Origin of the sequence: Proteus genomosp. 6 (genome assembly GCF_040139785.1) — a bacterium.
Lineage (GTDB): Bacteria > Pseudomonadota > Gammaproteobacteria > Enterobacterales > Enterobacteriaceae > Proteus.
In genome coordinates, this window is the sequence record NZ_JBEEVJ010000001.1 from 149,511 (window position 1) to 163,734 (window position 14,224).

Here is a 14,224-nt window from a genome sequence, read left to right on the forward strand (position 1 = left end):
AATCCCTATAATCCGCACCCTGAGTTGACTAGACAACCGCTGCTTTATCGTTGTCCCTTCGGGGGAGACGGATAGAGGGGAGGAAAGTCCGGGCTCCACAGGGCAGGGTGCCAGATAACGTCTGGGAGGCGCGAGCCTACGACAAGTGCAGCAGAGAGTAAACCGCCGATGGCCTGTTTACAGGATCAGGTAAGGGTGAAAGGGTGCGGTAAGAGCGCACCGCGCAACTGGTAACAGTTTGTGGCATGGTAAACTCCACCCGGAGCAAGACCAAATAGGGGTTCTTATGGTGCGGCCCGCATTGAACCCGGGTAGGTTGCTGGAGCCAGCGCGCAAGTTCTGGCCTAGATGAATGGTTGTCCACGACAGAACCCGGCTTAACGGTCAACTCACCTCATAAAAAACCCTCGATTCACATTGTGTTTCGAGGGTTTTCTGTTTTTAAGCCAATCCAAATCAACTATCACGAAATGATATCAATAAACAAGCCACGAAACTCAGCCGAGCTTTTTAACGTGATACTGTGGCTCTCTTGGATAAAAGCTCCATCACCACACTGAATTTGTCCATTTTCTTGTGTTGATGTTTGCAAATAGGTGCCACCTTTTATGGATTGTAAAAAGCCTTTCTGTCCTTTTATTGGTAGCGTAATTTCATCGCCTGCTTGCAAATGAATATGATAAAGCCAAATTGTTTGCCTTAATATTAATGAGCCATCATCACCGGTAGGTGAAGCTAACAATTGATATTTTAAGTTTTCATCTAAAGCCAATTTTTGTGAAGCTAAACTTTCTTGTTGTGGGCACGCATTTAACCACAACTGAATACGGGTTAACGGTGTATCAGGGCTACTGTTTTTCTCTATATACGTATCAGTATTATGCGGTGAAATAAGTAAGCACTCATTTTCTTTTGCCGTCACTGTACGTCCCATATTATCAAGGTATGTCGCTTCTCCTTGAAGGATCAAGTTAACCACATCAACATGAGGATAAGTCTTTGCTTTAAATTCAGAATTTGGGGCAAGCACTTCTTGGTTGAGAACTCTTAGCGTGCCATAGTCTAAAAAATGAGGGTCAAAGTAGTGGCCAAAGGAAAATGTGTAGCGAGCTTGTAGCCAACCATAATCCGCTTTACCACATTGTTGTGCTGTTCTGTATTTTATCATAGCGGTATTTTTCGAGTAGATTATCAATATATTTATCATAGAGGTATGGACTGTCTATTGTTAGCAAGTTAATCTGGTGCCAATAATCAAATTATTTGATAGAGATAAGTATAATGAGTAAAGACAAAGCAATTACGTTGGAATCTTTACGAGTGATGGATGCCATTGATCGTAGAGGGAGTTTTGCAGCAGCAGCTGATGAACTAAATCGAGTTCCATCGGCACTCAGTTATACCATGCAAAAATTAGAAGAAGATTTAGACGTTGTCCTTTTTGACCGTTCTGGCCATAGAACTAAATTTACTAATGTTGGCAGAATGCTGCTTGATAGAGGACGCATATTACTTGAGGCTGCTGACAAATTAACGTCAGACGCAGAAGCCTTAGCAAGAGGTTGGGAGCCTCATATCACTATCGTTTGTGAAGCACTTACTCCTGCATCTCGACTCTTTCCTTTGGTTGATAAATTAGCTGAAAAATCCAATACCCAACTCTCTTTAGTGACAGAAGTCTTAGCAGGTGCTTGGGAAAGCTTAGAAAGCGGTAAATGTGATATTGTGATTTCACCTGATATGCATTTTCGCACTTCATCAGAAATCAACTTTCGTCCTTTATACAATACCACTAGCGTTTATGTCGCCAGCCCAGATCATCCCATCCATAACGAACCTGAGCCATTAGCCGAAGAAACTCGCTTAAAATATCGTGGTATTGCCATTGCAGATACCGCAAGAGAGCGCCCAGTTTTAACTGTGCTGCTATTGGATAAACAGCGCCGTTTAACGGTCAGTTCTATTGAAGATAAACGCCGTGCTTTAATTGCGGGTTTAGGTGTGGCGACGATGCCAATTGATTTAATTGAAGATGATATCAAAGAAGGGCGTTTACGTGTTGTTGGCCCTGAATATCACCATGAAAATAATATTATTATGGCATGGCGAAGAGACAGCATGGGAGAAGCAAAATCGTGGTGTTTACGTGAAATACCTAAACTCTTTGCGAACAATAAAAAATAGTTTTGAAGCTCAGATAATCTTTAGATTTTATGCTTAAAACAAAAAAAGATCCCCTAGAGGATCTTTTTTGTTTCTAAATTCGTTATTACCAATTTTTATTGAAAATACGATCTAAGCTCCATTTACCTGGACCAGTGATAACCAGTAATAAATATCCACCTGCGATTGTCATATTTTTCATAAACATTAATTGGTTCATGCCTTCAGCAAAATTACTGTGGAACAGTAGTGCGGTTAGAAGAGTAAATACCGCGGTAAAGATTGCTGTTGTGCGAGTTAAGAAACCAAATAAGATTGCTAATCCACCGCCTAATTCTAATAAAATAGTCAGTGGTAATAAGAAACCTGGAACACCCATTGCTTGCATATATTGCTGTGTACCTTCGTAACCACCAATTTTTCCGTAGCCTGCGCTGATAAATAAAATTGGCATTAAAATGCGGGCAATTAATAACGCAATATCTTCAAATTTTTTCATGATGTTTATTCCTAATTAAACTCTATTATTTGCAATGTATATCGATTTGTATTGTATTTTCGTCGGCTATTTTTCTGTTTTTAGATTTAATAACCACGGCTACGTTGTGAGATATATAATAATGTGAGTTGAGTAAAGAGGATATTAAGAAGAATTAACATTCTTAGACAAAAAAATTGATGTTCAATCTGAGGTTTTTTTGAAGGACTTTTGGATTGTACGAATTAAACCAATTGCACCGATAGCACGTTGTCCTAATCGTATGATTTTTTTAGGATGTTTAATGCTGTAAAGAGAAATAAAACTGGCACCCACTAAAAGCGCGGGTTTTAACGAAATGATAATTCTCCATGCTTTATCATAAGGCTCAGTCACATCAAGCCAAGTTTGCGTGCTTTGCCCTAAATCAGAGCGCTGTTGCTGAATTTTATTCAACAACAGCTTTTTACGTCTTGCGAGGATCGCCTGCTTATTTTGTTTGTTCATCATGATATTGCTCCAAAAGACGTTTATCTAATTCCAATTGCTGGCGAGTATCGCCTAACAAGGTGGAATTTCGCGCTTTTCTTAATGTCATGATGGCACCAATCAGTGCACAAAAAAGTAAAGTAGCGGTTGTGATGGCTAAAGCATGGACTCGATATTCAGGTGGAATAACCCAAAAAATCAGAATAAGTAGGCTCATTAAGCCAAAAGCGGTGAGCAACAAAGTAACACCAGCCATTAAAATAAGCTGGATAAGCGTGGTTTTTTCTTCTTCTAGCTCAACGGCAATCAAGTTTAGGCGTGTTTCAACCATGCCTATCATGATAGCGCCAATCTTACTGAGAGAATTCAGAACCCCAGATGCGGGGCCCTGTGGTCTTTGCGTATCACTCATGGGTGATTAGCGTTTAGCTAGAAGAACACCAAGAACAACACCAACTGCAGCACCAATGCCGACACCTGTCCACGGATTTTCACGAACATAGTTGTCTGCTTTGCCTGCAATTTCTTTGGTGTTATCGACAATTTCACGACCGGCATCGCTCAATTTTGCACGAGAACCTTTGATTGCCGATTCAGCTTTTGCGCGTAAGCTTTGGATTTCTTCTTTGGATTTATCAGCAGAGGAGTTCAGCACTTCTTCTAGAGTATCAGCAAGAGATTTCAATTCACTACGCAGATCTTCATTTGAACGTTGATGAGACATAATTAACTCCTTTAATAGTGACAGGTTAATACTTATAACCATAGACCAATTTTATCTCTTAATAAAATTAAATATTGATGTAACGAGGTAAAAAAGAGAAAAGTCTTAATTAAACGGGAATATTTACTGTATTGCTTGAGATAAAAAAAGAAGAGGTCACCCATAAAATAAAAGCCTGTTCAGTTATCTGAAACAGGCTTTAAGTATGAGTTTTATGACTCTATATCGTATTCAGAATATCTTGATATTATTAGAAAAAGCAGCGCTTTAGCTCACTTTCTTTTTCTTTTTAATCACAACCCAGATACTACCAATTAATCCCATAACTAATAGGCAAACTGGTAATAGCATAAGGATATTCATTAAATGGTGTTCATATTGGCGAAAGAGCGGGCTATTACCTAATAAGTAACCTAACGTGGTCAGTATACCAACCCATAAAAGCCCACTTAACCAATTGAAGATTTGAAAGCGCGTGTTGTTTAATCCAGCAAGACCTGCAATTGTTGGCAACAGTGTTCTCACGAAGGCTAAAAAACGTCCAATTAACAGTGCGGCTAAGCCATGACGATGAAAAAGCCCATGAGCACGTTGGTGGTAATGTTCTGGCAGATGCGATAGCCAACTGCGTACTAATTTAGTATTTCCAAGCCATCGCCCTTGAAGATAGCCCAACCAACAGCCTAGGCTCGCGCCTGCAGTCAAAATAAGTAAGGTTAATGGAAAATCCATTGTATCTTTAGCAATTAACACGCCCACTAAAATTAATAAGCTATCTCCTGGTAAGAAAGCTGCGGGCAATACTCCGTTTTCTAGGAATAGTATGGTGAATAATAAAATGTAGATAATCCATATTAATGAAGGATTAGCTAAGGTTTCGTAATCTTGGTGCCATAGCGCCAAGAATAGCTCTCTTACGATTTCCATATAAAAGGCTTCCTAAAACTGAGTCATTTGGGGGTAAATATAGAATCAATAGGTGTTGTAATCTATTTACCCGTTTTCTACTTCATAGGGTCTATTTTTCATTGTTTAAAACAGCAACACTCTAACAAAATCATGAAAAACTAGACAGAAAATTTTTTAACTGGATGACGACACTATTTATACATGGATATTGGATCTCGAAAAATAGACATCTAATCTCTTTTTGAGTTCAGAATAGGCGCTTTTAAAAAAGAAAAGCTTAAGATGAGGGATAATACCAAGAGGTGTTCTCTATTTTATAGCGTTCATAAAAGATAAGTTTTTAATATTAATTGTGCAAAAATAAAGCATTATCTTGTTTATTATTTATTCAAATCAAGAAGGGCTAGAGAGAATAATTGTTAGCGATAATGTTAATAAAAAAGACTATTAATTGATTAAGAAAATCTAAAAGAAGAGAAACAAAATAAAAAATAAGTAAGGTGACTAGGTATAACTTACTGATAATAATAATTTCTTTCATTTCATGTTGGTCTATTAAAAAGAACAAAATCCTATTATGATCACAGTTGTGTTATTTTATTGTTAACAAAAATGGTTAATGCTGTATATTTTGCATAATCAGCTTTTCAGCGCGATTCAATTCCTTATACTGGCATTGCAAACACTCAAAAATGCCTTTTTTAAATATTATTTTAAGTAATGGAATAGCTATGGATAAACAACAATCCAGAGTCTTCAGCCTGTTCTTTCAGGGAAGTCTCGTTAAACAAATTCTCGTGGGATTAGTCGCAGGGATCTTACTTGCTTGGTTAGCGCCAGAAGCTGCCAAAATGATGAGCCTGTTAGGTACTCTGTTTATTAGTGCATTAAAAGCTGTTGCCCCTATCTTAGTTTGGGTGCTGGTTATGGCTTCAATTGCAAACCACCGTCAAGGGCAAAAATCTAATATTCGTCCTGTATTAATTTTATATCTGTTAGCAACGTTCTTTGCTGCGTTAACCGCAGTTGTTGCCAGCTTTATGTTCCCATCAGTTTTAACGCTAGTTGTTAACGAATCACAATTGTCACCACCTGAAAATATTGCTGAAGTTCTTAAAGGCGTATTAATTAATGTGGTTGCAAACCCTGTTGATGCGCTTATCAATGGTAACTATATGGGCATTTTAGCGTGGTCTATCGGGCTTGGTTTAGCATTACGCCACGCAAGTGATACTACTAAAGCCTTAACGCAAGATTTAGCTGACGCAGTAACTAACTTAGTGCGTGTTGTTATTCGTTTAGCGCCTATCGGTATTTTCGGCTTAGTGTCATCAACGATTGCAACAACTGGCTTTGAAGTCTTAGCAGGTTACTTACAAGTTCTTGCTGTATTGATTGGCTGTATGTTGTTCGTTGCTTTAGTCGTGAATCCACTGATCGTATTTTGGAAAATCCGTAGTAATCCATATCCATTAGTGTGGGCATGTTTGCGTGAAAGTGGTGTAACTGCCTTCTTTACACGTAGCTCAGCTGCAAATATTCCAGTGAATATGGCAATGTGTCGTCGTATGAATTTAAACGAAGATACTTATTCTGTTTCAATTCCATTAGGTGCAACCATTAATATGGGTGGTGCTGCAATCACTATCACTATTTTGACATTAGCTGCGGTTAATACACTGGGTATGCCAGTCGATATTCCAACTGCGTTATTGTTAAGTCTTGTTGCTGCGATTTGTGCGTGTGGTGCATCAGGTGTTGCAGGTGGTTCTTTACTGTTAATTCCACTGGCTTGTAGCATGTTTGGTATTAGCAATGATATCGCTATGCAAGTGGTTGCTGTGGGCGTGATGATCGGAGTGTTACAAGATTCAGCTGAAACCGCACTGAACTCATCAACTGACGTTCTGTTTACTGCAACAGTTTGTATCGCTGAAGATAATCGTATTTCAGAAAATCCATTAACTGAAAAAAATAATGGGTAAAAAGGGTAAGTAGTAAGACAGGAAGAGTAGTAAAAATAATAATTAATAAAAAAATAGAACCCCACATTTTGTGGGGTTTCTTTTTGTCTTGCTAACCTTAATTGATTAAATTTCAAGGGCGAGTTCTGTGCCTTGCCTAATAGCGCGTTTTGCATCTAATGCACTGGCATCTTTTGCTCCACCAATAAGATGAACTGTTTTGTTTTCTTTTTCTAAAGGCGTAAGTAATGGGTGATAAGCACGTTGCCCTGTACACAATATAATATTATCAGCAGGGATAAGCTGTTGCTTTCCATCCTGTTCAATAATGAGACCTTCTGGTGTGATCCTTTGATAGTTGCAATGGGTTAAAAATTTAACGCCTTTTTTCTCTAGCGTTAAACGATGTATCCATCCCGTTGTTTTACCTAAGCTTAAACCTATTTTCCCTGCTTTACGCTGTGTCATAACAATGTGTTTAGTATCGTCTTTTGAATGATTTGCGGGTTTTATGCCACCACGATAAGAAAGTGTCGGATCAATACCCCACTCTTTATTAAAGGCGCAAGGACTTAGGCTACTACATTGCCCTTTTTGCGTGAGATAAAGGCTGGTATCAAAGCCAATTCCGCCACTCCCCATGATCACGACATTTTTACCTACTGGCTGGTGGTATTTAAGAACGTCGAGATAAGATTTCACAATGGGATCATCAAGTCCTTCAATCTCAGGAATATGAGGTTTAACGCCACTTGCTAAAATCACCTCATCAAAGTTTTCAAGATGTTCAGGAGTGGCTTCGGTATTATTTTTAACAATGACTCCCGTGAGTTGTAATTGTCGTTTGAAGTAACGTAATGTCTCTTGAAATTCTTCTTTCCCCGGAATTTGACTGGCGATATTAAGTTGACCACCAATCACATCTTCTTTTTCAAACAGTGTGACATGATGGCCTCGTTTCGCGGCGGTTACCGCAAAAGATAATCCCGCGGGTCCCGCACCAACAACAGCCAGTTTTTTAGGTTGTTGAGTTGGAATAACCAGAAGTTCGGTTTCTTGACAAGCAAAGGGATTAACTAAACAAGAGGCGGTTTGACCTGAAAATATTTCATCAAGGCATGCCTGATTGCAAGCAATACAAGTATTGATTTCATCTTCGCGCCCCTGTTGTGCTTTAAGCACAAACTCAGGATCAGCAAGGAAAGGGCGAGCCATTGAAACCATATCAGCACAGCCTTCAGCTAAAATAGCTTCTGCGGTTTGTGGTGTGTTAATTCGGTTTGATGTAATCAGTGGGATATTCACCTTTCCCATTAATTCGCGTGTGACATTCGCAAATTGGCCTCTTGGTACCATCGTGGCAATGGTCGGAATTCGCGCTTCATGCCAACCGATCCCTGTATTAATCATTGTAGCGCCCGCTTTTTCAATGGCTTTGGCAAGATAAAGTACCTCTGATGCCTCTGCGCCATCTTTGATTAAATCCAACATAGAAAGGCGGTAAATAATAATAAACGCCTCACCCACGGCTTTCTTAATGCCTTCAAGAATACGTAAAGCAAAGCGACAACGATTTTCGATATTTCCTCCCCACTGATCGTCTCGCTGATTAGTCTGTCTGACTAAAAACTGATTAATTAAATAGCCTTCCGATCCCATTATCTCAACACCATCATAACCTGCCTTTTGAGCCAATTGAGCACAATGAATGTAATCATTGATGGTTTGTTCGATTTGTTCATGACTCATGGCTTTTGGCATAAACGGGGTGATTGGCGATTGAATAGCTGAAGGTGCAACTAAATTAGGTTGGTAGCTATAACGGCCTGTATGCAATATCTGTAATGCAATTTTACCGTCTTGTTGATGAACCGCATCAGTAACAAGTTGATGAGTTGCCAGTTGGCTTTCAGACATCAATGTTGCAGCGTGTGGCAATAACACGCCTTGTTTATTGGGAGAGATCCCTCCAGTCACTATTAGTGCAACACCTGCCGCGGCTCTTTGGGCATAAAACTGTGCAAGTTTTGGGGCATCATTCGGATTTTCTTCAAGTCCAGTATGCATAGAGCCCATAAGAATACGGTTTTTAAGTACGGTAAACCCTAAATCAAGAGGCGAAAATAGATGAGAATAATGTGCCATCAGATACCCTTTTTATACTGGTCAGATGAGATATCTATTAGCATAACGAGAAGTGAGTGATTAAGAGTTTATTATGTTAATAAGTTGTGATCTTAATCATGGAAAAGGTGAATGGCGGGCTATAAATCAATAATAATCTAAGTGATTAGTTAATGAGAACAAATAGTGATAATAAAAATCACACTCATTCATAATATTTCATCATATAATGTAGTGTACCTATTAATACGTATTAAAAACACACTTCACTATTTTGAATTTGGAGACGTTATGATTAATAAATTTAATCAACTTGTTGACTGTTCTGACTTGGGTAAATTGGTATTACGTGTTTCTCTTGGCGTTTTAATGTTATTACATGGACTTCATAAAATGGAACCGGGTGGATTAGCAGGTATTCAGGGAATGTTGGCTAATGCTAATCTACCTGCATTTATTGCTTATGGCACAGTGATTGGAGAAGTTGTTGCGCCTATTCTATTGATTATTGGTTTATTTACTCGTGCTTCAGCGCTGGTTTTAGCGGGTACAATGTTTGTTGCTGTACTGATGGTGCACTCAGGTGATTTATTTGCACTAAACCCTAAAACAGGGGGATGGGCACCAGAAAGCGCGGGCTTCTATTTATTTGCGGCAATTGCTGTCATGTTTTTAGGTAGCGGTCGTTTCGCTGTTAAAAAAGATTAATAAATTTAATAATCAATAAATTTGAATGTTATCTTTATAACTTGATTAAAATTGATGAATGAACGCCCAGTTTTATCTTGAACTGGGCGTTTTGTTTTCGACAACGTAGTTAATTATCGTTTATAAACTAAAGTCGTTTTTATTTTTGATTTGGTGGCGTTAATTTAAATACTTTTTCATTTTCGCCTAGCCACTGACGAGCTACTTGGTTTATATCGTTAACACTTAATGTTTTTATAATGGCAGGGTCAGTAAGTAAACGCTGATACTGCTGGTCATCAGTTGCAACTTGTGCAAGGGCATCTGTCCAATAGCTTGCACTGTCATTTACCTGTGAATTTTCAGTTAGCCAGATATTTTTAGCCTCTTGTAACTCTTTATCTGTAATGCCTGACTGTTTAACTTCATTCACGACTTTACGAGCAAGAGTAATTAATTCATCTGCACGCTCAGGTGATGCCGTAAAGTTTAAACGGCCAGTATAGTAGCTTGTAGGGACTTTCGTTAACATTTCAGAGAAACCAAGAGAGTAAATTCCTCCAGCACGTTCACGTAGATTAAGTCTTAAGCGTTGGCTGATCACCGTATCGAGTAAATTTAGCGCTAATACTTGTTGCTGTGACCATTGAGCAGGCGCTGCATATTGAATGCTAATCATGCTCTTATCACTACTTGCAATAGGATATGTTTTGCTAAACGAGGTGAGTTTAGGATTAATAGCGGGATCTGCCCAAAATAAGCGTTGCTCTGAACGTGTTGGCAGACTCGCAATCCAGCGCTCAATTAACGGTTTAACTTGATTAAGGTTCACGGGACCACTGATAACTAACGTCATATCAGCAGGTTGCCCTAAAATCATTTGGTTGGTTTGCTGTAATTGTTGGGCAGTAAACTGCTTCCAAGCACCTTGAGGAGAAACCACTAAACGATCGCCATTTTGATAACTTTCTTTATTGATATTATCTAAGAACGTGCGTTCAACAGGCGTTTTTGAAATGCCTAATGCCATCGCTTGTTTTTGTTGCTCTAATTTCTCGCCATTAAATTGCGGTGACGTGATTTTTAAGTGCATTAACGTGAGTAAAGTTTCCAATTCATCAATGGGCGCTTCACCACGGAAACCGTGGAATAATAGTTCACTGTAAGGGCGTAAACTAATTTGGTGTTGTTTGGTAAATAACGCTAATTCGCGAGCGTTATAATGACCATATCCACTGACTTCAGGTAATTTTAATGCCCATTGCACCATGCCTAAGCTTTGATTGGTTTCAAGGGATGAACCACCCGGAATACGCAGTGAAACTTGAATATTATCTTTAAGATAACTGTCATTTTTCACAATCACTTTTACGTTATTGCTCAGTGTCCACTCTTGTGTTTTTTCAATCGGCAGTGATTGCGTTGAAACAATGGAGCCTGTTTGTTCAGGTTTGATATCTAACACAACGGCTTGTGTTTTTAACGTAAATGCACCTGGATTTGATTGTCTAATTTCTTGCCAGCGTTGTGCTGCTTTAGTTGCACTAAATACATTGGCATCACTATCAGGGCCAATAACCGCCACTCGTGGTGATGCTTGTTTTAGGTATTGAGCAAAATAGTGTTCTAGTGTTTCAGGTGTCACTTTATTGATGAGTTGATAGCTTAAATTTAATGCCTGTTTTTTTGTTTGAATTGGCATCTCCAATTCGATCGCAGTGGTAATTTGATTGGCTAAATAATCGTGCTCGTAACGTTCTTCGCCCGCTGCTTGTTGACTTAGACGCTTTAACATCGCATTTCGAGCATTATCTAATTCTTCTTGAGTTACCGGAACAGAGGCTAGGCGTTGAACTTCGGTAAATAAGATATCTAATGCGCCTTGGTAATCATTACCTTTAGGGTGCGCAATCATCAATTGCTGTGAGCGGCGAGAGTCTAACATTGCGCCTTGCGCATTAGCGCTAATGGACGCAATCAAGCCATTATCGACGATAGTTGAGAAGCGTTGATTTAAAATCGATAGCCATAATGAATCCATTAGGTCTTCATATTGACCTTGGCGGCTATTTAAAGGTGCAGGCAAAGTACGTTGCAAGGTAAATTGCAAAATACGTGAGCCTTGTTCTTTATCGAAAATAGTCTTAACGAGTAAATCTTTATGATCGATAAAGTTGTGCCAAGATGGGTCGTCAATCCCTTTGTTCTCGCTATTTTTAGCGTTAAACAGTTGTTTAATATCTGCGATTGCATCGCCTTGATTAAAGTTACCCACCAGCACTAAAGCCATTCTTTCTGGTTGATACCAAGCATCATAATAACGTTTCGCATCTTTTACATCGCCATATTTAACGATGTCTAAATCACCAATAGGATCACGATCCAGATAACGGCTACCGTAATAACGCAATTCTTCTAACTGGCGGTTAATTCGAAAACCAATCCCCTGACGTAAACGCCATTCTTCAACAATAACAGGGCGCTCTTTATCAAACTCAATAGGGTCAAATGTCATTTCAAATGCCCAATCTGATAAGATTTTTAGCCCTGTTTTAATTTGGATGGGATTTGCATTCGGCAATGACAATTTATAGGTAGTTGCATTTAAACTAGTTGCTGCATTAACGTGGCTACCTAATTTCATGCCTAGGCTTTCAAGTTGTTTAAAGCCCGTTGTACCCGGAAAGTGTGTGGTGCCTTTAAACGCCATATGTTCGGTAAAGTGTGAAAAACCAAGTTGCTTTTCATCTTCTTGCACCGAACCGCTTTTCACTAATAGACGCATTTCAACGCCAGTTTGTTGGCGTTGCAGTAAGTAGACGTCTAAACCATTATCTAATGTAAAATGGCGAACATCAGGGCGCAGAGATAGCGTATTTTTGTCATTTTGATTAGGGGTGCTTGCAGCACACCCTAAAAGTGAAAGACTGACTGAAACAATCAGTAAATTACGATACATATTCGGTAGCTCCAGCAGGTTGAGAGGAGGATACGGTAGAGGCTTTTAATGAAAGCACATTATCTGCAATCACATGTGTAAAGCGCTGGTGGCTGACTAAGGCAATACCCGCAGTTGGCAGATGTTGTTTTAGCAACTTCAACATGCTTAATGCATTTTGTTCATCAAGTGCTGATGTGGTTTCATCTAGTAAAATAAGCTCTGGTTTATTGAGTAATAAACGGGCAAAAATAAGGCGTTGTTGCTCACCACCTGATAGGCGTGTTGTCCAATCAGTTTCCAGTGAAAGTTGATTTTTTATTTTATCTAAGCCCACCAAATGAAGCGCTTCTTCGTACTCTTTGGCGGAGAATTGATTAGGCTGATAAGGATAAGCGAGCAAACTATCTAAACGCGCAAAAGGTAGATACATACGTTGTGGGATCCAACACACATTTGGTGAGCGTTGAATTTCCCCTTTGAAATAAGGCCAATGTCCACTTAATGCTCTAAGCAGTGTTGATTTACCTAAACCAGAACAACCTTCGATAACGGTTAATTCACCCGCTTTTACAGAGAAGTTAATATCTTGGATTAACAGGCTGTTATCTTGCATAAATAGAGAAAGATTGGCTTTCAACTTAATCTGTTTATCATTTAAATCAGTGACTTCTGGCTCATGATCGTGCTCTAAAAGCACCACGAAATTGTAAAGACGCGTCACCGTTGCTTGCCATGCAGCAATCTCTTTATAGGAGAAAATAAACCAGCTTAATGCACCCGCAACGCTAGAGAATGCTTGTCTCAACTGCATTAATCCCCCTAGCATTAATTCGCCAGCAAGGAATTTAGGTAAGGCAAAAATAATTGGCGCCATTGCAGTAGCTTGTTGGTAGCCCACAGTGAAGAATGCAAGATTTCTTTCGTAGCGGATAAGGTTATTCCAGTTATGAATAACCCCTAAAAAACGGCCCATTAATTCATTACGATCACTGATTTCACCACGTTGGCCTGCAATTGCATCGCCATGTTGTTTACGGGTGATGAGAGCAGCACGGTAATCAGCTTCTTTGCGCTGTTTATCCATATTAATTTTACGCAGTGGCGAACCAATAAACTGCGTAATAGTGATCCCAATAATGGTATACACAATACAAGCCCAGAACATATAGCCAGGAATTGTCCACTCGCTACCACCTAATGTGAAAGAGATAGCGCCAGACAGTGACCAAAGAATGGTGGCAAAAGAGATAAGCGTGAGTAACGAGTGCAAAAATGTCACGGTTAAACGCATTGTTGATTCGATCAGTAAACGAATATCTTCTGCAATACGCTGATCTGGGTTATCAGGCTCTTGAGAAGTGAGTCTTAACATATAGTGTTTACTGTTTTTTGATAACCAGCGATCAAGCACTTGTTCAGTCATGCCTTCTCGCCAGCGAATGACCATTTTTTGGCGTAAAAAATCGCCCATTACTACCACAGTAATTAATCCCGCAATAATAATGATAAATTGTTGAAGGAGCTTGTATAACGCTTGTCCGTCAAGTTGTTGTAATGCGTTATAGAAACTGCCATTCCATTCATTCATTTTGACGTTAAACCAAACCGATGACAGGGTTAAGGTTAATGAGACAATCAACAGAAACCAGCAGTAAAGGGCGGCACGCCGCCCCCAAAAAGGTGAAACTAAATAGAAAAATTGTTTTATTGTTTTCATTGCTTATTGGTCATATTTTTATTGTTTA

The 14,224-nt window shown here is 39.2% G+C and carries 12 protein-coding genes and 1 other RNA gene; 4 read left to right on the forward strand and 9 right to left on the reverse strand.

Annotated elements, in window-relative coordinates; all coding sequences use genetic code 11:
• The first annotated feature begins 20 nt into the window (after nt 1–20).
• Nucleotides 21–396, forward strand: an RNA gene (gene rnpB / locus ABN212_RS00715) — RNase P RNA component class A.
• A gap of 67 nt (nt 397–463) precedes the next feature.
• Here rnpB and ABN212_RS00720 read toward each other — a convergent pair.
• Nucleotides 464–1,168: a pirin family protein gene (locus ABN212_RS00720; RefSeq protein ID WP_198619292.1), complete on the reverse strand. Its 705-nt coding sequence runs from the start codon at nt 1,166–1,168 to the stop codon at nt 464–466.
• A gap of 113 nt (nt 1,169–1,281) precedes the next feature.
• Between ABN212_RS00720 and ABN212_RS00725 the strand changes: the two genes are divergently transcribed.
• Nucleotides 1,282–2,184, forward strand: coding sequence for a LysR family transcriptional regulator (locus ABN212_RS00725; protein ID WP_023582840.1), 903 nt, complete (start codon nt 1,282–1,284; stop codon nt 2,182–2,184).
• A gap of 85 nt (nt 2,185–2,269) precedes the next feature.
• On the opposite strand, the gene ABN212_RS00730 is transcribed toward ABN212_RS00725, so the two are convergent.
• From ABN212_RS00730 to ABN212_RS00750, 5 genes are all read right to left on the reverse strand, one after another.
• Nucleotides 2,270–2,662 (reverse strand): DoxX family protein, encoded by a 393-nt coding sequence (locus ABN212_RS00730; RefSeq protein ID WP_023580968.1) that lies wholly within the window; start codon nt 2,660–2,662, stop codon nt 2,270–2,272.
• A gap of 183 nt (nt 2,663–2,845) precedes the next feature.
• Nucleotides 2,846–3,151: a YqjK-like family protein gene (locus tag ABN212_RS00735; RefSeq protein ID WP_232797544.1), complete on the reverse strand. Its 306-nt coding sequence runs from the start codon at nt 3,149–3,151 to the stop codon at nt 2,846–2,848.
• Nucleotides 3,132–3,542, reverse strand: a complete 411-nt coding sequence (locus ABN212_RS00740; protein WP_160229968.1) for a phage holin family protein — start codon at nt 3,540–3,542, stop codon at nt 3,132–3,134. Before ABN212_RS00740 ends, ABN212_RS00735 begins: the two co-directional genes overlap by 20 nt.
• A gap of 6 nt (nt 3,543–3,548) precedes the next feature.
• Nucleotides 3,549–3,854 (reverse strand): DUF883 family protein, encoded by a 306-nt coding sequence (locus ABN212_RS00745; RefSeq protein WP_098941181.1) that lies wholly within the window; start codon nt 3,852–3,854, stop codon nt 3,549–3,551.
• A gap of 267 nt (nt 3,855–4,121) precedes the next feature.
• Nucleotides 4,122–4,781: a DedA family protein gene (locus ABN212_RS00750; protein WP_109371893.1), complete on the reverse strand. Its 660-nt coding sequence runs from the start codon at nt 4,779–4,781 to the stop codon at nt 4,122–4,124.
• Nucleotides 4,782–5,494: 713 nt separating this feature from the next.
• Here ABN212_RS00750 and sstT point away from each other — a divergent pair.
• Entirely contained in the window at nt 5,495–6,748 is a 1,254-nt protein-coding gene (sstT, locus tag ABN212_RS00755) for a serine/threonine transporter SstT (RefSeq protein WP_109371891.1), read from the forward strand.
• Between the two features lie 105 nt (nt 6,749–6,853).
• Here sstT and ABN212_RS00760 read toward each other — a convergent pair whose 3' ends face one another.
• The gene (locus ABN212_RS00760; protein ID WP_198619293.1) at nt 6,854–8,872 is read right to left on the reverse strand and encodes an FAD-dependent oxidoreductase; all 2,019 of its coding nucleotides are present in this window, start codon (nt 8,870–8,872) and stop codon (nt 6,854–6,856) included.
• A 270-nt stretch (nt 8,873–9,142) separates the two neighbouring features.
• Between ABN212_RS00760 and ABN212_RS00765 the strand changes: the two genes are divergently transcribed.
• Entirely contained in the window at nt 9,143–9,559 is a 417-nt protein-coding gene (locus ABN212_RS00765; protein WP_198619294.1) for a DoxX family protein, read from the forward strand.
• 139 nt (nt 9,560–9,698) lie between these two features.
• Here ABN212_RS00765 and ABN212_RS00770 read toward each other — a convergent pair whose 3' ends face one another.
• Nucleotides 9,699–12,497, reverse strand: coding sequence for a M16 family metallopeptidase (locus ABN212_RS00770; protein ID WP_349442712.1), 2,799 nt, complete (start codon nt 12,495–12,497; stop codon nt 9,699–9,701).
• The gene (locus ABN212_RS00775) at nt 12,487–14,196 is read right to left on the reverse strand and encodes an ABC transporter ATP-binding protein/permease (protein ID WP_349442714.1); all 1,710 of its coding nucleotides are present in this window, start codon (nt 14,194–14,196) and stop codon (nt 12,487–12,489) included. The genes ABN212_RS00770 and ABN212_RS00775 overlap by 11 nt, the downstream gene beginning before the upstream one ends.
• Between the last annotated feature and the right edge of the window lie 28 nt (nt 14,197–14,224).